At 70.1% G+C, this 19,415-nt stretch carries 17 protein-coding genes; 8 read left to right on the top strand and 9 right to left on the bottom strand.

Features of this window, described 5'->3' with window-relative positions; translation table 11 throughout:
* Positions 1-89: 89 nt before the first annotated feature.
* From QSK15_RS10740 to QSK15_RS10710, 7 genes are all read right to left on the bottom strand, one after another.
* Positions 90-920, bottom strand: a complete 831-nt coding sequence (locus QSK15_RS10740) for an ABC transporter permease (protein ID WP_285794018.1) — start codon at positions 918-920, stop codon at positions 90-92.
* Positions 917-1,885 carry an ATP-binding cassette domain-containing protein gene (locus QSK15_RS10735; protein ID WP_285794017.1) on the bottom strand — a complete coding sequence of 323 codons (969 nt, stop codon included), beginning with the start codon at positions 1,883-1,885 and terminating at the stop codon, positions 917-919. Before QSK15_RS10735 ends, QSK15_RS10740 begins: the two co-directional genes overlap by 4 nt.
* A 140-nt stretch (positions 1,886-2,025) precedes the next feature.
* Positions 2,026-3,288: an ROK family transcriptional regulator gene (locus tag QSK15_RS10730; protein WP_502889537.1), complete on the bottom strand. Its 1,263-nt coding sequence runs from the start codon at positions 3,286-3,288 to the stop codon at positions 2,026-2,028.
* Positions 3,289-3,394: 106 nt separating this feature from the next.
* Entirely contained in the window at positions 3,395-4,498 is a 1,104-nt protein-coding gene (locus tag QSK15_RS10725) for a substrate-binding domain-containing protein (RefSeq protein WP_285794016.1), read from the bottom strand.
* 51 nt (positions 4,499-4,549) lie between these two features.
* On the bottom strand, positions 4,550-5,848 hold the full coding sequence (mmsB, locus tag QSK15_RS10720; RefSeq protein ID WP_285794015.1) for a multiple monosaccharide ABC transporter permease: 1,299 nt from the start codon (positions 5,846-5,848) through the stop codon (positions 4,550-4,552).
* Positions 5,845-7,392 (bottom strand): multiple monosaccharide ABC transporter ATP-binding protein, encoded by a 1,548-nt coding sequence (mmsA, locus tag QSK15_RS10715; protein WP_285794014.1) that lies wholly within the window; start codon positions 7,390-7,392, stop codon positions 5,845-5,847. Before mmsA ends, mmsB begins: the two co-directional genes overlap by 4 nt.
* A gap of 534 nt (positions 7,393-7,926) precedes the next feature.
* The gene (locus QSK15_RS10710) at positions 7,927-9,105 is read right to left on the bottom strand and encodes a glutathione-independent formaldehyde dehydrogenase (protein ID WP_285794013.1); all 1,179 of its coding nucleotides are present in this window, start codon (positions 9,103-9,105) and stop codon (positions 7,927-7,929) included.
* A 138-nt stretch (positions 9,106-9,243) separates the two neighbouring features.
* On the opposite strand from QSK15_RS10710, the gene QSK15_RS10705 reads away from it, so the two are divergent.
* Both QSK15_RS10705 and QSK15_RS10700 read left to right on the top strand, forming a co-directional pair.
* Positions 9,244-9,828, top strand: a complete 585-nt coding sequence (locus QSK15_RS10705) for a TetR/AcrR family transcriptional regulator (RefSeq protein ID WP_285794012.1) — start codon at positions 9,244-9,246, stop codon at positions 9,826-9,828.
* Positions 9,825-10,658 carry an alpha/beta fold hydrolase gene (locus QSK15_RS10700; protein ID WP_285794011.1) on the top strand — a complete coding sequence of 278 codons (834 nt, stop codon included), beginning with the start codon at positions 9,825-9,827 and terminating at the stop codon, positions 10,656-10,658. Before QSK15_RS10705 ends, QSK15_RS10700 begins: the two co-directional genes overlap by 4 nt.
* 86 nt (positions 10,659-10,744) lie before the next feature.
* Here QSK15_RS10700 and QSK15_RS10695 read toward each other — a convergent pair whose 3' ends face one another.
* Positions 10,745-11,461 carry an SDR family NAD(P)-dependent oxidoreductase gene (locus QSK15_RS10695; RefSeq protein WP_285794010.1) on the bottom strand — a complete coding sequence of 239 codons (717 nt, stop codon included), beginning with the start codon at positions 11,459-11,461 and terminating at the stop codon, positions 10,745-10,747.
* A gap of 68 nt (positions 11,462-11,529) precedes the next feature.
* On the opposite strand from QSK15_RS10695, the gene QSK15_RS10690 reads away from it, so the two are divergent.
* From QSK15_RS10690 to QSK15_RS10680, 3 genes are all read left to right on the top strand, one after another.
* Positions 11,530-12,150, top strand: coding sequence for a TetR/AcrR family transcriptional regulator (locus QSK15_RS10690; protein WP_285794009.1), 621 nt, complete (start codon positions 11,530-11,532; stop codon positions 12,148-12,150).
* A 114-nt stretch (positions 12,151-12,264) separates the two neighbouring features.
* Positions 12,265-13,992: an ABC transporter ATP-binding protein/permease gene (locus QSK15_RS10685; RefSeq protein WP_285794008.1), complete on the top strand. Its 1,728-nt coding sequence runs from the start codon at positions 12,265-12,267 to the stop codon at positions 13,990-13,992.
* A complete protein-coding gene (locus QSK15_RS10680; RefSeq protein WP_285794007.1) occupies positions 13,985-15,442 on the top strand; it encodes an aminotransferase class V-fold PLP-dependent enzyme in 1,458 nt (485 codons plus the stop codon). The genes QSK15_RS10685 and QSK15_RS10680 overlap by 8 nt, the downstream gene beginning before the upstream one ends.
* A 13-nt stretch (positions 15,443-15,455) precedes the next feature.
* Here the strand turns inward: QSK15_RS10680 and QSK15_RS10675 are convergent, their stop codons facing one another.
* On the bottom strand, positions 15,456-15,854 hold the full coding sequence (locus QSK15_RS10675) for a hypothetical protein (RefSeq protein ID WP_285794006.1): 399 nt from the start codon (positions 15,852-15,854) through the stop codon (positions 15,456-15,458).
* A gap of 379 nt (positions 15,855-16,233) precedes the next feature.
* Here QSK15_RS10675 and QSK15_RS10670 point away from each other — a divergent pair, with 379 nt between their 5' ends.
* The 3 genes from QSK15_RS10670 to QSK15_RS10660 all read left to right on the top strand — a co-directional run bounded on the left by QSK15_RS10670 (position 16,234) and on the right by QSK15_RS10660 (position 19,409).
* Entirely contained in the window at positions 16,234-17,490 is a 1,257-nt protein-coding gene (locus tag QSK15_RS10670; RefSeq protein WP_285794005.1) for a family 16 glycosylhydrolase, read from the top strand.
* A gap of 160 nt (positions 17,491-17,650) precedes the next feature.
* The gene (locus QSK15_RS10665; protein ID WP_285794004.1) at positions 17,651-18,673 is read left to right on the top strand and encodes a DUF4331 family protein; all 1,023 of its coding nucleotides are present in this window, start codon (positions 17,651-17,653) and stop codon (positions 18,671-18,673) included.
* Between the two features lie 190 nt (positions 18,674-18,863).
* Positions 18,864-19,409, top strand: a complete 546-nt coding sequence (locus QSK15_RS10660) for a hypothetical protein (RefSeq protein WP_285794003.1) — start codon at positions 18,864-18,866, stop codon at positions 19,407-19,409.
* Positions 19,410-19,415 lie beyond the last annotated feature (6 nt).

Here is a 19,415-nt window from a genome sequence, read left to right as displayed (position 1 = left end):
GCCGGCGACAACAGCACCGTACGCCCGCTGAAGGCCTGCCCGAGCGCGGCCGGGTCCACCCGCTCCGCGGATGCCTCGGCGGCTCGTGCTCAGCCGGCCAGCCGCCGGTACCGGGCGACCGAGAGCGGCAGGAAGACGGCCACCAGGACGAGCGGCCAGAGCACCGCCAGCCACGGGTAGTGCTGGGCCGCCCAGGAGTCACCGCCCCAACCGGGGTTGCCGAACAGCTCGCGGGTCGCGCCGACGGTCGCCGACAGCGGGTTCCACGCGGCCACCGCACCGAGCCAGGCGGGCATTGTGGACGGTGCCACGAACGCGTTGGACAGGAAGCCGAGCGGAAACTCCAGGGTCTGCACGGCCACCACGGCGGTCTGCCCACGGGTGACCAGCCCGAGGAAGATGCCGACCCAGATCAGGGCGAAGCGCAGCAGCAGGATCAGTCCCACCGCCGCCAGCGTGGCAGCGGCCCCGCCGTGCGCCCGCCACCCGATTGCCAGACCGGTCAGCAGCAGGACTGCGAGGGTGACCAGCGCGAACAGCATGTCGGCCGCCGCCCTGGCCGCCAGCGGCGCCAGCGGGGAAACAGGCATCGATCGGAGCCGGTCGGTCACGCCGCGCTCCAGGTCCTCGGCGACGGCCATCGTGGTGAGGCTGATGCCGAACACCATGGTCATCACGAACATGCCGGGCATCAGGAACTCCCGGTAGCTGCCGCCGCCGGGCACCTGCAACGCGCCACCGAACAGGTAGGCGAACATCAGCACGATCAGGATGTTGAAGCCGAGCGAGGCGACCAGTGTGCCGGGGTCGCGTCGCCACCGGGCCAGGTTGCGCCAGATCAGGGTGCCGCTGTCGGCCAGGAGTGCGGGACGGCCGGGCGTCAGATCCACCGCCGGGGCCGGGGTGCTCACCACGCTCATGCCACCACCTCGGCGGTCGGTGCCCGGTCTCCGGTGAGGTGCAGGAACACGTCGTCCAGAGTCGGTCGGCGCAGCGCGACGTCCGCCACCGGGATGTTCACGGCGTCGAGCGCCCGCAACACGTCGACGAGCACACCGGCCCGGTGACCGGCCCGGACGCTCACCATCCGCCGGTCCACGTCGACAGTCGGTTCGTCGTCGACCGCCCGGCGTACCTCGGCGACGGCGACGGCGAGGTCGGTCGGCGCCGCGACGACCACCTCGATCCGGTCGCCGCCGAGCCGGGTCTTCAGGTCGTCCGGCGTACCCTCGGCGATCACCCGGCCGGCCTCGACCACCGAGATCCGGTCGGCGAGTTGGTCGGCCTCGTCCAGGTGCTGGGTGGTGAGCAGCACTGTGGTGCCGGTTCGCACCAACTCCCGGACCGACTCCCACACCTCGTTACGCCCGCGCGGGTCCAGCCCGGTGGTGGGCTCGTCGAGGAAGAGGACCGCGGGGGCCAGGATCATGCCGGCCGCCAGGTCGAGCCGTCGGCGCATCCCTCCCGAGTACGTGCTGACCGGCTGCTCGGTGGCGTCGGCGAGACCGAAGCGTTCCAGCAGCTCGACCGCACGCTGTCGGGCCCGGCGGCGACCGAGGTGAAACAGCCGGCCGAACAGCACCAGGTTCTGCCGACCGCTGAGCGCCTCGTCGAGCGCGGGATGCTGCCCCACCAGACCGATGCGGTAGCGCACCTGGTCGGGCTGGCTCGTCACGTCGAACCCGGCGACCTCGGCACGGCCCTCGTCCAGCCGCAGCAGGGTGGACAGGATCCGTACCGAGGTGGTCTTGCCGGCGCCGTTCGGGCCGAGCAGACCGCACACCGTTCCCTGCGGCACCCGCAGGTCGAAGCCGTCCAGCGCGTACCGGTCCCGGTACCGCTTGCGCAGCCCCTGGGCCGCTATCGCGTCGCCTCTTGTCGTCACAGCGCTCCCTCACGACGTTGCCAACACCACTACCGTACAACATACGGTAGGTCGTACGGGAGTGGTGGATCGTCGGAGCCCCACCAGCACAGCGAGGGAGGTGAGAGGGGAGCCCGCCGGAGCCGGCGGGCACTTCGCGGCTAGCCGGGCTCGTTGGTCCCGACCTGGCCCGCGACGCCCACGTTCAGCGGGTCGGCCAGGAGTTTGTCGAACGCCAACTCGGCGGCACCGATCAGGACCGCGTCGCGCCCGAGGGCCGCCGCGCGCAACCGCAGGTGCTCACGGGAGGCCGGCAATGGCATGGCGGCCAGGCGGTCCCGGACCACGTCCGCCCCGGCGGTGAAGATGTCGCGCAGCGCGCCGCCGAACACCACGACGTCCGGGTTGACCACGTTGACCAGGTTCGCCACGCCGAAGCCGAGCCAGTCCGCCACCTGCTCGACCGCCGCGCGGGCGGTCGGGTCGCCGTCCGCCGCCGCCCGCAGCACCTCGGCCACCGCGGCGCGGTCGCTCGGGTCACGGCCCGCGTGGCGCAACAGCGCGGCTTCGGAGATCTCGGTTTCCCAGCAGCCGCGTGAACCGCAGCCGCAGGGCAGGCCGTTGGGGTTGACCACCATGTGGCCGACCTTGCCACTGTGACCCCGGTGCCCGACCACCAGTCGGCCACCGATGATGATGCCGGCGCTGATACCCAGGTCGCCGTGCAGGTAGATGACGTCGTCGGCGCCGACCGCGACGCCGCGCACGTGCTCGGCCAGGCCGGCGATGTCGGCCAGGTCGCCGGCCACGAAACCGGGGCCGGCGCTGAACTCCGCCCCCAGCGCGACGCCGAGCGTCTCGTCCATGCTGGCGATCCGGATCCTGCCGTCCGGGTCGCGGGTGGTGTCGGTGACCCCGGCGGCGCCGCCGACCAGCAGCGCGTCGCCCACCACGGCGCGTTCCATGTCCCGGACCAGGTCCGCGAGAGGTCCGACGGCGTCGATCGCCGACATGCCGCTGGGTCGAGGGAGTTCCCGCCGATCGAGGATCTGCCCGCCGAGGCCGACCCGGGCGGCACGCAGCCGGTCGGCGTCGATGCTCAACGCGTGGGCGTAGACCCGGTCGGAGCGGGGACTGACCACCAGTGAGGGGCGACCGGCGCGGCGGGTGATGGCCGGCGCCTCCTCGGTCACCAGGCCGCTGGTGACCAGGTCGGCCGCGAGGGCACCGATGGTGCTTCGGTTGAGCCCGAGCCGGCTGGTCAGCTCGGCGCGGGACGTCGGTCCGTGCAGGTGGACGTAGCGCAGCACAGCGCCGAGGTTCTGCCGCCGGATCTCCTCCTGGCTGGCGCCGGGGAGCGACGGCAGCGGGGATTCAGCGTTACGGCCGACGCCGGCTGGCCTGGACCGTACTGGTGCCGCCACGGTCAGACCTCCTTCCGGGTCGATGCCGGTTGGTGCGGGGTGCAGGGACGACGATGGGTCCCGGTACAGGAGACCCGGGACCCATCGGCGTTACCACCTGTCGTGATTACTTGGTGAGCGGCGCGAGCTTCGGGTCGTTGGCGTACGCCTCAGCCGCGTTCGCCTTGGTGACGGCGACCGGCGGGAGCAGGTACGTGTCGACGACCTTGCTGCCGTTGTTGTAGGACTTGGTGTCGTTCACCTGCGGGGCGTTCCCGGCCTGGAGAGCCTTGACCATGTTGATGGTCTCCTTCACCAGGTTGCGGGTGTCCTTGTTGATCGTCATGTACTGCTCGCCCTTGACGATCGACTTGACCGACTCGACCTCGGAGTCCTGACCGGTGACCACCGGGACCGGCTTGCCAGCACCCTTGACCGAGGTGATGATCGCGCGAGCCAGGGTGTCGTTCGGGGAGAGGACGCCGTCCAGCTCCTTGTTGCCGTAGGTCGAGGTCAGCAGCTGGTCCATGCGGGCCTGCGCACCCTCGGCCTTCCAGCCCTGGATGGCGGTCTGCTTGACGTCCTTCTGACCCGAGGCGACAACGACGTTGCCCTTGTCGATCTCCGGCTTGAGCACGTCCATCGCGCCGTTGAAGAAGACACCGGCGTTGTTGTCGTCCGGCGAACCGGAGAACAGCTCGATGTTGTACGGGCCGTTCGGCTTCTTGGCCTTCATGCCGTCCAGCAGGGCCTGGCCCTGGAGCTGGCCGACCTTGAAGTTGTCGAACGCGACGTAGTAGTCGAGGTCCGGCGTGTTGGTGATGAGCCGGTCGTACGCGATGACCTTGGCACCGGCGGCGTGCGCGGCGGCGACCTGGGTCGACAGCTGCGCGGCGTCGGTCGCGCCGATGACGATGACCTTCGCGCCCTTGGTGGTCATGGCGGTGATCTGGGCCTGCTGGTCGGCGACCGTGGTCGACGCGCCGGCGTACTGCACGTCAGCCTGGAAACCGGCCTCCTTGAGACCGTTGCTGAACAGGTCACCGGCGAGGACCCAGTTCTCCGAGGTCTTGGCCGGGAGGGCCACGCCGATCAGGGAGTTGGCCGCGAAGCCCTTGGCGGCCTCGCCGCCGGAGCCGGAGTCGCCGTCGCGGCCGGAGCCGCAGCCGGCCAGGGCCAGCATGGCCGCGGCGCTGATGGCCACCACCGACGTGCCGAAGAATTTACGCATGGTGAGGACTTGCCTTTCTTGATGTGAGACGGGTGGAGAGGTCGGTGGCCGTCAGCCGGACACCGCTGCCTTGGCGGGCTCGCGCTCCGCGTCCGGCGGTGAGGCGGGTGGGGCGGAGTCCTCGCGACGGAACGGTCGCATCAGGCTCCCGATGATGGAGAAGCGCCCCTGGCTCTTGTTGTAGACGTCGATCGCGACGGCCAGCAGCAGGACCAGGCCCTTGATGATCTGCACCCGGTCGGTGCCGACGCCCATCAGCTGCAGGCCGTTGTTGAGCACGGCCATCACGAGACCGCCGACGATCGAGCCGCTGATGGTGCCGATGCCACCGGAGACCGCAGCGCCACCGATGAAGACCGCCGCGATGGCGTCCAGCTCCCAGCCGTTGCCGTCCTGCGGCCCGGAGGCCGCCGAACGGGCCACGAAGATCATGCCGGCCAGGGCGGCCAGGACGGACATGTTCATCATGACGAAGAAGTTGACCCGCTTGAGCTTCACGCCGGACAGCTCGGCCGCCCGGGAGTTGCCGCCCACCGCGTAGATGTGCCGGCCACCGGCCGTGTTGCGGGTGTAGAAGGAGTACGCGATGACCAGCAGCACCAGGATGATGCCGGAGATCGGGAAGCTGGTGCCGACGCGACCGCTGGCGAAGCGCAGCGCCGCGAAGGCGATCACGCCGACCATGACGGCCATCCGCAGGATGGAGATCCACATGGGGGCCGGGTCGGCGTCCATTGCCCGACGGGTCTTGCGCGCCTGGAGTTCCCGCCACACCACGGCTACCGCCGCGGCCAGGCCCAGCAGCAACGTCGCGTTGTTGTAGCCGGTGTTCGGCCCGAACTCGGGCAGGAAGCCGGAGCCGATCTCGCGGAAGCCCTCCGGCACCGGGATCGTGTTGGCGTTACCGATGTACTGGTTGCCACCGCGGAAGAGCAGCATCCCGGCCAGAGTGACGATGAACGCCGGAACTCCGATGTACGCCACCCAGAAGCCCTGCCAGGCACCGATGACCGCGCCGATGGCGAGGCCGAACACGATGGCGGCGGGCCAGGGCAGGTCCCACTCGGTCATCGACTTGGCGACCAGGATGCCCGCGAAGGCCGCGACCGAGCCGACCGAGAGGTCGATGTGCCCGGCGACGATCACCATGAGCATGCCGATGGCCAGGATCAGAATGTACGAGTTCTGCTGGAACAGCGCGATCAGGTTGTCCGACCGCAGGGTGAGGCCGTCGGTCAGGATCTGGAACAGGACGACGATCGCCACCAGGGTGAAGATCATCCCGAACTGACGGGCGTTGGAGGTGGTACCTCCGAACAGGTTCTTCTGAAGGTCCTTGATGCGGCTCATCGGGTGGCCAACTTCTTCGTCGAGGTCATCTGCTTCATGAGGGTCTCCGGGGTGGCGTCCGCCCGGGCGATCTCACCCGTGATGGCGCCTTCGAACACGGTGTAGATGCGGTCGCAGAGCCCGATCAGCTCAGGCAGCTCCGAGGAGATGACGACGACGCCCTTCCCCTGGTCGGCGAGCCGCTGGATGATGCCGTAGATCTCGTACTTGGCGCCCACGTCGATGCCGCGGGTCGGCTCGTCGAGGATCAGCAGGTCCGGGTCGGTGAACATCCACTTCGCCAGAACGACCTTCTGCTGGTTGCCGCCGGAGAGCTTGGAGACGCTCTCGTCGACAGTCGGGGCCTTGGTCCGCAACTCCTTGCGGTACGCCTCGGCCGCCTGGTACTCCTCGACCTCGTTCAGGACGCCGTGGTGCGAGATCTTGGCCAGCTTGGCGGCCACCGTCGACGTCTTGATGTCGTCGAGCAGGTTGAGGCCGATCGCCTTGCGGTCCTCGCTGACGTACGCGAGCCCGTTGTCGATCGCGTCCGCGACCGACTTCAGCACGATCTCCTTGCCGTCTTTGATGATCGTGCCGGACTCGTACACGCCGTAGGAGCGGCCGAAGACGCTCATCGCCAGCTCCGTGCGGCCCGCGCCCATGAGTCCGGCGAAGCCGACGATCTCGCCGCGGCGCACCACGAAGCTCTCGTTCTTGCAGACCTGCCGATCGGCGGAGATCGGGTGCCGGACGTTCCAGTTGCGGACCTCGAAGAAGACGTCGCCGATCTTCGGGGTGTGGTCCGGGAACCGGCTGCTCAGCTCGCGGCCGACCATGCCGCGCACAATCCGGTCCTCGTCGACCCCGTCGGCCTTGACGTCCAGGGTCTCCACGGTCCGGCCGTCACGCAGGATGGTGATCTGGTCGGAGATCGCCTCGATCTCGTTGAGCTTGTGCGAGATCATGATCGAGGTGATGCCACGCGAGCGGAAGCCGCGCAGCAGGTCCAGCAGGTGCCGGGAGTCGGCCTCGTTCAGCGCGGCCGTCGGCTCGTCCAGGATGAGCAGCTTCACGTCCTTGGCGAACGCCTTGGCGATCTCCACGAGCTGCTGCTTGCCGACACCGATGTCCTTGACCAGGGTGTCCGGGTCTTCCTCAAGGCCGACCCGGGCCATCAGGTCCAGCGCCATCCGGTTCGCGGCCTTCCAGTCGATCGCGCCCCGCTTACGCGGTTCGTTGCCGAGGAAGATGTTCTCGGCGATCGACATGCCCGGGATGAGCGCGAGCTCCTGGTGGATGATCACGATTCCGGCGCTCTCGCTGGCCCGGATGTCGGAGAAGCGGGCCTCCGAACCCTGGTAGACGATCTGGCCGTCGTAGGTGCCGTGGGGGTAGACCCCGCTGAGAACCTTCATCAGCGTGGACTTGCCCGCACCGTTCTCACCGCAGATGGCATGGATCTCGCCGGCGCGAACCACCAGGTTGACGTCGGAGAGGGCCTTGACTCCGGGGAACTCCTTGGTGATGGAACGCATCTCAAGGAGGATCGGCACGTCGCTCATCGCTCGTACCACCTCGCCAACGTCATCGGTTGCCTCCGGAAGGTTGAACCTTCACTTGGTTTTGTTGTTGACGGCAACGTATTGCGGCCGACGGGCCATCCGCAAGGCGAGAGCCTGTTGAAAAAGTAACAATCCGGCAATATAGACGTAGCACAGTATTCGCCCGTCACAGCCACCTCAGCAGCCCCTCCGGGCACCTTCGCCTGCCGGTGGCAACGTTGTCAAATGGAGCGGGGCGGCGCTATCGACTCCTGCCACCCTCCCCAGGCCCGCCACCAGGCACGATCCCGCCACGCGCCCGAACAGGGCAGCGGGCGACGCGCGCGCCAGCATTGAATGATCGTGATTGAGCCGCGGCACCTTCGACGCCCCCAGGGCGACACGACAGGCGCCTGCCACCGGTGTGACCCACGCCTCTGCGCGCTGGCCGAATCGACGATGATCGCCTCGTCAGGCCCCCGACCAGGAAGCAGACTGTTCCTCAACGTCCCTTAAGGGCGAATCGGGGCGCTCGACCGCTGCCACGCCCGCCCGTCAGGACGGGCGCAGCACGGCCTTGATCACCCCGTCTTCCCGGCGGTCGAAGCGGCGGTACAACTCCGGGGCGTCGGCGAGGGTGCCGTGCTGGGTGACGATCATGCTGGGCCGCGCTCGACCGGCGACGACCAGGTCGCGCAGCAGTGTGGTGTACCGGCGGTCGTGGGTGCGACCGAACCGGACCGCGACCCCCTTGGCGAACAGCGCTCCCCACGGCGCGACCAGGTTCTCCTGGCCGTCAGCGCCGGGGGCGGGGTGCGGGTCCCGGTCCGGGTAGACACCGGCTACCGCGATCGCGCCGGTGGCGTTGACCAGCCGGACGGCGTCGGTGATGACCTGGTTCGGACACTCCCGGTCCGGGTGCTCCCGGTCGCGGGCCTGGAACCCGACCGCGTCGATGACCTTGTCGACCCCACCCAACTTCTCCTCGCCGAGCGGCAACCCGGCCCGGGCCCGGTCGGCGCGGATCTGCTCGACCGGGTCGCCCCGGCGGAAGTCGATGGGCACCGCACCGACCTCGCCGGCCTTGTCGAGGCGGGCGTCGACGCCGTCGACGGAGTACACCACCCGGGCGCCGCGCAGCAGTGCCGAGTAGGCGCCGAGCAGACCGATGGTGCCGGCGCCGAAGACCGCCACGGTGTCACCCGGCTCGACCTCGGCGAGGGTGGCGGCGGCGTGCCAGCCGGTGACGAACGCGTCGGCGAGCAGCACGAAGTCGTCCTCGTACGCGTCCCCCGGCTCGCCGGGCAGGGGCACGCAGTTGGCGTCGGCCCACGGCACGCGCAGCAGGTCGGCCTGCGCACCCCGGTACGGACCCATCCCCGCGTACCCGTACGCCGCGCCCGGCCCCTCGGCCCGGGCCCGCAGACACGCCGCCGAGAGCCCACGGGCACACATCACACACGTTCCGCAGAACAGGTGCGTGGGGACCACCACCCGGGTGCCCGGCCGCACGGTCTGCACCGCCGCGCCCACCTCCTGCACGACGCCCAACGGTTCGTGACCGAGCACCAGACCCGGCTCGGCGCTGGTCCGTCCGTCGTACATGTGCAGGTCGGTGCCGCACAGGGCGGTGGAGGTGATCCGCACGAGCGCGTCGGTCTGCGCCTCCAGTGTCGCGTCGGGCACCTCGCGCACCTCGACCGTGCGGACGTCGGCGTACACGACGGCTCTCATCACGGATCTCCTGTTCGGCGCTGGGCCCGGCGGTCTTCCCCCGGCTGCGTCGTTCATGCCGGGCCGGCCCCACGGGGCGCACCGCTGGTGCTATCTTAGGGTCATTAAGTTTCCGCTTAACGAGGCAAAGGTTTCGGTATGCCACGGCAGGGTCTGACCAGCGCGCGCGTCTCGGCCGCCGCTGCCGAGCTGGCGGACGCGGTCGGCCTGTCCCGGTTGACCGTCGCGGCCGTCGCCCGACATTTCGGGGTCTCCGACGCCGCCCTGTACGTCCACGTCCGCAGCCGCGACGCGCTGATCGAGCACGTCGCAGTGCGGGCGGCGGCCACGTTCGCCGACGCGCTCGCGCTCGCGGTGGCGGGGCGGGCCGGCTACCAGGCCCTCATCGGGTTCGCCGACGCCTGGCGCGCCTTCGCCGTGACGCACCCCGGGCAGTACGCGGCGACCCAGCTCCAGCTGCCGCCCGAGGTCGGCACCCGGTCGGCGGGGCACCTGCGCCTGATCGAGCTGAGCTACGCGATGCTGCGCGGATACGGGCTCGACGAACCGGCACTGACCGACGCGATGCGGTTCGTCCGCAGCACCTTCCACGGCTTCACCAGCCTCGAAACGGTCGACGGTTTCGGGCATCCCCGCAGCGTCGACGCGTCGTGGCAGTCGATCCTCGACGCGGTGCACACCACATTGAGCAACTGGCCGACCAACACCCGGGAGCAGCAGTGAACAGCCACGACCAGTCGATCGAGTCGACCGACGGGACCCGCCTGGTGGTACGACGCCTGGGCGTCGGGGACCCCGTCGTCCTGGTGCACGGCTCGGGTGGCGGGCTGCACTCCTGGGCCGCCGTCGCGGAGCACCTCGCCCACGACCACGAGGTGTGGCTGCCGGCCCGGCGCGGCTACGGTCCCAGTGACGTCCCGGCCGGCACCAAGTCCTTCCGGGACGAGACCGCCGACCTGATCGCCGTCATCGAGACCGCCCGCCAGTCCTCGGGCCGACCGGTCCATCTCGTCGGGGCCTCCTACGGAGCGACAGCGGCGCTGCACACCGCCCTGGCCGATCCGCGCCCCGTCCGCTCGCTGGCCGTCTTCGAGCCGCCGCTCTTCGCGGCCGGGGCGGAGATCGCGCCGCCGCTCGACCGGTACCGTGCCGCCTTCGAACGCGACGACGCCGCCGCAATGGCCGCGGCCCTGAACGACGTGACCCGGGTTCCGGCCGAGATCGTCGCCGCGATCGCCGCCAGCGCGGGCGACCGGGTGCCCGACCCGGTCGAGGCGCGCCGCTCGGCGGTCGGCTGGCTGCACGACCTGGAGGCTCTCGCGCAGGACAGCACGGACATCAGCCGGTGGTCCTCGATCGCCGTACCGACTCTCCTGCTGGCCGGCGCGGACACCTGGGAGCCGATGCCCACCACGATGGCCACCCTCGCGGCGACGATCCCGGCGGCCCGCTACCTTGTCTGGCAAGGTCAGTCGCACTTCGTGACGATGACGGCGCCCACCCTGGTCGCCGACGCGCTGCGGCAGTTCTTCGCCGAGGCCCCGCCGGTCTGACAACACCCGCCCGCGTGGCGGCGGCCGGTGGTGCACCGACCGCCGCCACGGATCTGCCGTCGGTTCATCCCCTCTCGGGGTCGGAGTCAGTGACCAGCGTTCTGGCCGCCGTCGACGTGCAGGATCTCGCCGGTGACGAACGGGGCGGACTCCAGGTAGAGGACGGCGTCGACCACATCGCCGGTCTCGCCCATCCGGCCGACCGGGTGCAGGCCCGCGAGCGTCTGGTGCGTCTCGACCGGATGCATCGGGGTCTTGATGATGCCGGGCGCGACAGCGTTGACCCGTACGCCGCGCGTCGCGTACTCGATGGCCAGCGACTTGGTGGCCGAGCTGAGGCCGCCCTTGGTCAGGGACGCCAGCGCCGACGGGACGTTCGAGTTGGGCTGGTCGACGAAGCTGGTGGTGATGCTGACGATGTGCCCGGAGCCGCCGGCCAGCAGGTGCGGCAGCACGCGTCGGGTGAGGTGGAAGAAGCCCGCGAGGTTGACCCCGGTGACCAGGTCGAACTCCTCGTCGGTGTAGTCGGTGAACGGCTTGGCGACGAAGACACCGGCGTTGTTCACCAGTGTGTCGATCCGCCCGAAGTGCTCCAGGGCGGCACGCACCACCCGCTGCGCGGTGTCGGCCTCGGCGATGTCACCGCGGACCGTGACGACCTGCGGGTCGTCGGACGTGCTGATCGAGCGGGAGGTCGCCACCACGCCGTACCCGAGCTTGCGGTAGGCGTCCACGAGGTCGGCGCCGATGCCCTGGGAGGCGCCGGTGATCACCACGACCTTTTGTCCCTGACTGCTGTTCATGAGGAAACCATTCCTACTAGACGACTGGTCTACTAAAAGCTAGCCGACCGGTCGTGTATCGTCGAGGCATGGGTCGGACCAGTGACGCGAAGAACAAGATCCTCAAAGCGGCGGCCGCGCTGATCGAGCAGCGTGGCTACACCGCGCTCGGTGTGGCCGAGATCTGCGCGGCAGCCGGCGTGCCGAAGGGCAGCTTCTACTACTTCTTCGAGTCCAAGCAGGTGCTCGCCCTGGCCGTCATCGACGAGCACTGGGTCACCCAGCGCCGCCAGTGGGAGCAGTTGCTCGGCAGTGACCGCGACCCGCTGCGGCGACTCCAGGACCTGTTCGAGGCCACCGAGGAGGTCCAGCGCGTCGGGCAGCAGGAAGCCGGCGTGGTCGCAGGCTGCCTGTTCGGCAACCTCGCCCTCGAGCTCAGCAACCAGGCCGAGGAGATCCGCGGCCGGCTCCAGGAGATCTTCGAGGAGCAGATCGGCCTCATCGAGCAGGTCGTCGTCGAGGCGCAGCAGCGCGGCCTGGCCGGTCCGGCGGTCGACAGCCGGGAGGCGGCCCGATCGATCGTCGCGCAGATCGAGGGGCGGGTCCTCCTCGCGAAGCTGCTCAACGACCCGACCCAGCTCGAGACGCTGTGGCGCAACTGCCTGGATCTCCTCCAGGTGCCGGCGCAGGCGCGGACCACCATCGGCTGACCGGACAACGGTCACTGACCGTCCACTCCGGGCACACACTGCGCGGCCACTCAGTAGCATCGACGAGTCACGATTTTTAGGCGGACCACTCCCCGACCGGATCGAGCACTCGCCATGACCACCGAGCAGACCACCTCTCCCCCGCGAGCCGGTGTCGGCATCGCCGCTCACGGGGTGGGCCAGAGCGTCCGAGGCGGCCGCCGGATCCTGGCCGACATCTCCCTGAGCATCGCGCCGGGCGAGCTGGTCGCGATCGTCGGCGCCAGTGGCGCCGGAAAGACCACCCTGCTGGAGATCCTCGCCGGGGTGCAGCGGCCAGCAGCGGGCACCGTGACGTACGACGGCACCGCCGCGACCGGCGCCATCGGGGTGGTGCCGCAGGACGACATCATCCACCGCGAGCTGCCAGTGGCCCGCACCCTGCGGTACGCCGCCCGACTACGCCTCCCCTCCGCCGCCGAACCGGAGGAAATCAGTGACCGGGTCGCACAGGTGCTCGCCGAGCTGCGACTCACCGACCGGGCCGGCACGCCGGTCGGCCTGCTCAGCGGCGGTGAACGCAAGCGCGCCAGCATCGCCGTCGAGTTGCTCACCCGACCCGGCGTGTTCTTCCTGGACGAACCCACCTCCGGACTGGACCCGGCGACCGCCGTGGAGCTGCTCCGGGTGCTCCGCGCGCTCGCCGACACGGGAGCCACTGTCGTGCTGAGCACTCACCAGGTCACCGACGTGGACCACTGCGACCGGGTCGTCGTACTGACCCGTCAGGGCCGGCTGGCCTTCACCGGCACCCCGGCCGCCGCCCGGGAGTTCTTCGGCCTGCGGTCCCTCGTCGAGCTACACCTCCGACTCGACGACACCCGACCCGCCGAGTGGCCCGACCGCTTCGCCGGTCAGCGCAACGCCGAACAGCCGGCCCGAAGCACCGCCGAACAGCCGGCCCGGAGCACCGCGGAACAGCCGGCCCGGAGCACCGCGGATGACGGCGTCACCGTGCCGCCGCCCCGGCGTGCCGGCCGGCTGCGCCAGTGGGCGGTCCTCACCGCGCGCAACGCGGAGATCGTCGCCCGCAACAGGCTGACGCTGGCGATCCTGCTCGGCTCGCCGCTGATGGTGCTCGGCATGTTCGCGCTGCTGTTCCGACCGGGGGCGTTCGAGCCGAGCAGACCGAGCCCGACGGTGACCGTGATGATCCTGTTCTGGATCGCGTTCGGCGGCTTCTTCTTTGGGCTGACCTACGGGCTCCTCCAGATCTGCACCGAGCTACCGATCCTGCGCCGGGAGCGGCTGGCCGGTGTCCGGCTGGCCCCGTACCTGTTGGCGAAGGTCGCGGTGCTGCTACCGCTGCTGGCCCTGGTGGACCTGGCGCTGCTCGGGGTGCTGCGCGGCATGGACCGGCTCCCGCCGGTCGGCGGCGCCGACTTCGCCGCCCTGTACGCGACCCTGCTGCTCTCCTCGGCGGCGGCGCTCGCGCTCGGCCTGCTCTGCTCGGCGGCCGTGTCCGACGCGGCCCAGGCGACGCTCATGCTGCCGATGCTCTGCTTCCCGCAGGTGCTGTTCGTCGGCGCGATCCTGCCGGTGCCGGCCATGGCCGTCGGCGGACAGTGGCTCAGCTACGCGATGTCGAACCGGTGGGCATTCGAGGGCCTGGGGCACACCGCCGGGGTGGAGCGGCTCTGGCGCGACGGCGGCTCCCCGCTCGGCCCGCCGCTGCTGGCCACGTACGGCGACAGCTTCTCCCGACCGGTGTGGGTCGACTGGCTGGTGCTCGGCGGCTTCGTGCTGCTCTTCCTGGGCGCGGCCTGGGCGGTGCTCGTCCGGAGGGACTTCCGTCGTGCGTAGTGAGCCGTTCCCGCACACCTCCCCCACCGCGCTGCCGGGATACGCCGCCACCGGCCGGATCGACGAGCTGCGCGCCACCGAGTACCGACACCTGGACGCCGACGGGCGGGTGTACCTCGACTACGCCGGAGCCGGGGTGACGGCCCAGTCCCAGGTGCGCGCCCACCACGATCGGCTGCTCGCCGGCCTGTACAGCAACCCGCACTCGGAGAACCCCACCAGCGCGGCGGCCGGCTCGCTGGTGGAGTCGGCGCGACGCGCGGTGCTCGACTTCTTCCGCGCCGACCCGGCCGAGTACGCGGTCGTCTTCACCCCGAACGCCAGCGGCGCCTGCCGGCTGGTCGGCGAGGCGTACGACTTCGGCCGGGCCGCGCCACTGGTGCTGACCTGGGACAACCACAACTCGGTCAACGGCATCCGCGAATACGCCCGGTCGGCCCGAGGGTCCGTGCGTTACGTGCCACTGGACGGGCCGGAGCTGCGGGTCGCCGAGTCGGACCTGGTCGCGGCGCTCGACGCCGGCCGGGGCCGCCTGGCCCGTCGGTCCGGTCGGCGCGGGCTGTTCGCCTATCCGGCGCAGAGCAACTTCTCCGGCGTGCAGCACCCGCTGGGTTGGGTGGAGCTGGCCCACCAGCGGGGCTACGACGTGCTGCTCGATGCTGCCGCCTTCGCGGCGACGAACCGGCTGGACCTCAGCGTGGTGCGGCCGGACTTCGTGTGCCTGAGCTGGTACAAGCTCTTCGGCTACCCCACCGGCGTCGGCGCGTTGCTGGCCCGCCGTTCGGCGCTGGCCCGGTTGCGCCGGCCGTGGTTCGCCGGCGGCACGATCCGGGCGGTGAGTGTGCAGGGTGACTGGCACCGGCCGATGGACGACGAGTCGGCGTTCGAGGACGGCACGCTCAACTTCCTGAGCATTCCGGACGTGGAGTTCGGCTTGCGCTGGCTCGACTCGATCGGCGTGGACCTCGTCCACTCCCGGGTCGGCCTGCTCACCGCCTGGCTGCTGGAGCGGCTGGCCACCCTGCGGCACGACAGCGGCGGGCCGCTGGTGGAGGTGTACGGGCCGACGACGGGTGCGGGGCGCGGTGGCACTGTGACGTTCAACCTCCGCCACCCGGACGGCACAGTGGTCGACGAACGGCTCGTGGCGCGGGAGGCGGCAGCTGCCGGCTTCTCCCTGCGTACCGGTTGTTTCTGCAATCCTGGCGCGGGCGAGGGCGCGTTCGGGATCAGCCGGGCCGCCACGCGCCAGCGGCTGTTGGCGGGGGTCGACACGATCGACCAGTACCTCGCGGCGCTGCGGCTGCCGACGGGCGGCGCGGTCCGCGTCTCGTTCGGACTGGCGTCCACGGCGACCGACGCGGAACGCTTCGTCGCCTTCGTCCAGTCGACCTACCTCAACCGTGAGGCCGGTGCCGAGTCACCACTGCCACCTCGGCTGCGCTGTTGACCTGGCCGGCCGGTCAGCCGACCTGGGCCACCGGTGCCGGGCGGTGCTTGATCTCCTCCATGAACGGGAACCGGGCGGTCAGCTCGGCGATCGTCAGGCCGGCCCGCCAGGCCGCGGCCACGTGGGCGACCTGCACGAGGTCCATGACGTCACCGCGCGCGAGGACCTCTCCCGAGACCCGAAGGTCGATCATGAAGTATCGGGCCTGCGATCCCAGGCCCACGCAGACCACGCCCTCGTCGGAGTGCAGCTCGGCGCAGGTGAACCGGGCCCGCCCCTGCTCCGGCGCGGTCACCCGGCCGACATCGAGCCCGTGCCGGGCAGCGGTGTCGATGAGCGCGGGGGCCAGGCCACCCCGCTCGACCAGGTCCGGGTAAAGGCGCACACCCAGCGCCGTCGACGCCTCGCTCATGACTGACTCCCACTTCCTTGTGACAGAGACCAGCAGCGCGCAGGTTACGGAAACGTTTCCGGCACGCCTCGCCATCCTGTCGCGGGTGGACGCCCCACGGCAATAGGAAGGGTCGATTCGACCGCTATCGAGTAACAGTCGGCCGCCGCCGAACTCCGTCGACGGTTCAGCGCCGTCCATCTCGGAGGCATCGATCGACCGCCCGTCGACGACCCCGGTCCGGCGCTTTGCCGCTCACTGGTCAGCATCGGGCGGTAACGGACGGTCGTGGTATTGGAAACACTATTGACAGAAAGCCATGATATCGACATGCTTCGCTTTAGAGAGCGCTCTCTATCCTGGTCAACCGCCTCCACCACCCCACGCTGAGGAGCCTCCCGTGTTCACAGCCCGGCCCAGCCTCCGCTTCCGCCCCCTCGTACTCCTGGCGGTCGCCCTCGTCGCGACCACGACGGCGCTCGTCCTCCCGGCGCACCCCGACCGGGCCGAGGCCGCCATCGGCCCCATCACCTGGCAGGACGAGTTCAACTCCCCCGCCGGCACCCCCGTCGACCAGAACAAGTGGCGGTTCGACATCGGCGGCGGCGGCTGGGGCAACAACGAGCGGCAGTACTACACGAACAGCACCAGCAACGCCGTCCACGACGGCCAGGGCAACCTGGTCATCACCGCCCGTCGGGACAACCCCGCCAACTACCAGTGCCACTACGGGCGCTGCGAGTACACCTCGGCGCGGTTGCTGACGGCGGCCACCTTCACCCAGACGTACGGGCGCTTCGAGGCCCGGATCAAGATCCCGCGCGGCCAGGGCATCTGGCCGGCCTTCTGGATGCTCGGCACCGGCGGCGGGTGGCCCGACGCTGGCGAGATCGACGTCATGGAGAACATCGGCCGGGAGCCGAACACCGTCTACGGCACCGTGCACGGGCCCGGCTACTCCGGGGGCGGCGGCATCACGGGCAGCCGCACCCTCGGCGCGCCGCTCGCCGACACCTTCCACACCTACCGGGTGGACTGGGAACCGAACGTGATCACGTGGTACATCGACGGCGTGCAGTACCACCGGGTCGATCCCGCTCGACTCGGCGGCAACCGCTGGGTGTTCGACCACCCCTTCTTCATGATCCTCAACGTGGCGGTCGGTGGTAACTGGCCCGGCTACCCGGACGGCTCGACCCAGTTCCCGCAGCAGATGCTCGTCGACTACGTCCGGGTGTCCAGCTACACCTCGGGCGGGGGCGACCCGGCTCCCGGCACCAGCCGGATCCGGGGTGCGCAGAGCGGTCGTTGCATCGACATCCCCGGCGCCAACCCGGTGGAGGGCGCCAAACTCCAGATCTGGGACTGCAACACCACGGCGGCCCAGAGCTGGACCTTCGCCTCCGACGGAACCATCCGCGCGATGGGCAAGTGCATGGACCCGGCCTGGGCCGGCACCGCCAACGGCACCGAGGTCAACCTGGTCAGCTGCAACGGCAACAGCGCCCAGCGCTTCACCCTCAACGCCGCTGGCGACCTGGTCAACCTGAACGCCAACAAGTGCGTGGACGTACGGGAGGCCAACCCCAACAACGGCGGCAAGCTGCACCTGTGGGACTGCCTCGGCGCGACCAACCAGAAGTGGTCTCGCATCTGACCACCCACTCACCGGTGGGCCGTCCGAGCGCAGCTCGGGCGGCCCACCGGTGAGTGCCCGCGTATCTCGGCAGACCGATTGGCTCGATGAACGTAGCGGCCAGGCTTACGCCCTCTATGTTCGGATTAATCCACAATCTGGCAGTTCCGGGAGTGAGCTCATGTCGCACCACCTCGATACGCCCCTCGCCGCCCAGGGCGGCCAGCTGTACATCGACGACCTGTTCGTCTTCAACGGCGACCGCGCCACTGTCTTCGTGATGGACGTCAACAGTTCGGTGACCAAGGCGGACATCAAGCGCGGCTTCCACGCCGAGGCGCGCTACGAGATCAAGATTCACATCAACGGCGCCGAGGTGGAGGACCTGACCTACCGGTTCGCGTTTGGCGAACCGGACGGCGACGCCCGGCAGACCCTCCAGTTGTACGAGCTCACCGGGGCCGACGCCCGCGACGACGCCGCGATGGGCACCCCCATCGCCGAGGGGCGGACCGGCGAGGTGACGGCCGGCGGCAACGTGCGGATCTGGGCCGGGAGGATCACCGACCCCTTCTTCATCGATCTCGACGAACTCGCCACCATCAACGGCGCGGTCAAGAACGGATCACCGGTGGACCGTTCCGCGTGGCGGGCCGACCAGGCCAAAAACAGCTTCGCCGGCACCACCGTCGAGTCGATCGTCCTCGAGGTCTCCCATGACGAGCCACTGCTGCGCGAGGGCACCGAGATCGGCGTGTGGTGTCGCACCCTGCTGGCCACCGACGCCGGCGGATGGCGCCAGATCAACCGCGCCGGCCACCCCATGATGTGGCCCATCTTCTGGCCCCACGACACCGACTTCTCCGACCCCGCCAACTTCCGGCACCCCGGCAACGACCTCGCCGAAGGCGGCGAGGAGATCGCGAACGCGGTCGCCGGGGTCGTCAAGGCGAACGGCACGGCGCCGGACCCACAGGCGTACGGCTGGAGCGTCGCCCGGCAGCTCTACCCCGACCTGCTGTCGTACACGGTCGGCACGGCAGCGAACTTCGGCTTCGCGGGCCGCAACGGCCGAGGCCTGGCCGACAACGCGCCCGAGGTGATGTTCTCCCTGGTTCTCAACACCGCAACCACCTCCGGCCTCACCTCGGAGGTCACCAAGGCCGCCCGTTCCGCCACGTTCCCGTACGTGGTTCCGGCCTGAGGTTGCTCGCGGGGCCCGGCGGCCAGCAGGGCGCCGGGCCCTTGTCGTGCGGGGTGCCCACCATCGCCGGGACCGAACACGATCATCGACCGACGGCCGGGTGACGTTCGTGCCGTTCCGGCCATTATGGGCGTTTTGCGTAGTTAGTCTCGGAAGCGCTTCCCAGGTTCTCTAGGACGAAGGAGACTCGATGCGCAGAAAGATTCTCGCGGGCCTGGCCGGCGTTGCCGCCGTCGCCGCGCTCGCCGGGCCCGCCGCCGCGGACACCACGGGCAACACGGTCGTCACCCTCACCGTCGACGCCGCCGGTGGTCTGTCGATCACGGTGCCGGCGACGGCGAACATCGGGAACGGCGTGGAGGGCACGACCATCTCCGGTCAACTCGGCCCGGTCACCGTGCTGGACCAACGCGGGTCGCTCACCCCCAACTGGACCGCCAACGTCATCTCCACCGACTTCACCACCGGCGGCGGCAGCTCCGGCGAGACGATCCCGAACATCAACGTCCTGTACTGGTCCGGCAACGCAACGGCGACCGCCGGCGGCGGCACCTTCACACCGGGCCAGCCGACCGCCGCCGACGCGGTGATCATCAACGTGCCCCGGACGGCGATGACCCACACCGGCGGCACCGGCAACAACTTCGCCACCTGGAACCCCACCCTGGTGGTCAACGTGCCCGTCGGCACCGTCCAGGGTGTCTACACCGGGACGGTGACACATTCGGTGTTCTGAGCCGCT

Source organism: Micromonospora sp. NBRC 107095, assembly GCF_030269705.1.
Lineage (GTDB): Bacteria > Actinomycetota > Actinomycetes > Mycobacteriales > Micromonosporaceae > Micromonospora > Micromonospora parva.
Note: the sequence above shows the minus strand (reverse complement) of the source record. Positions and strands in the feature narration are given on the sequence as shown.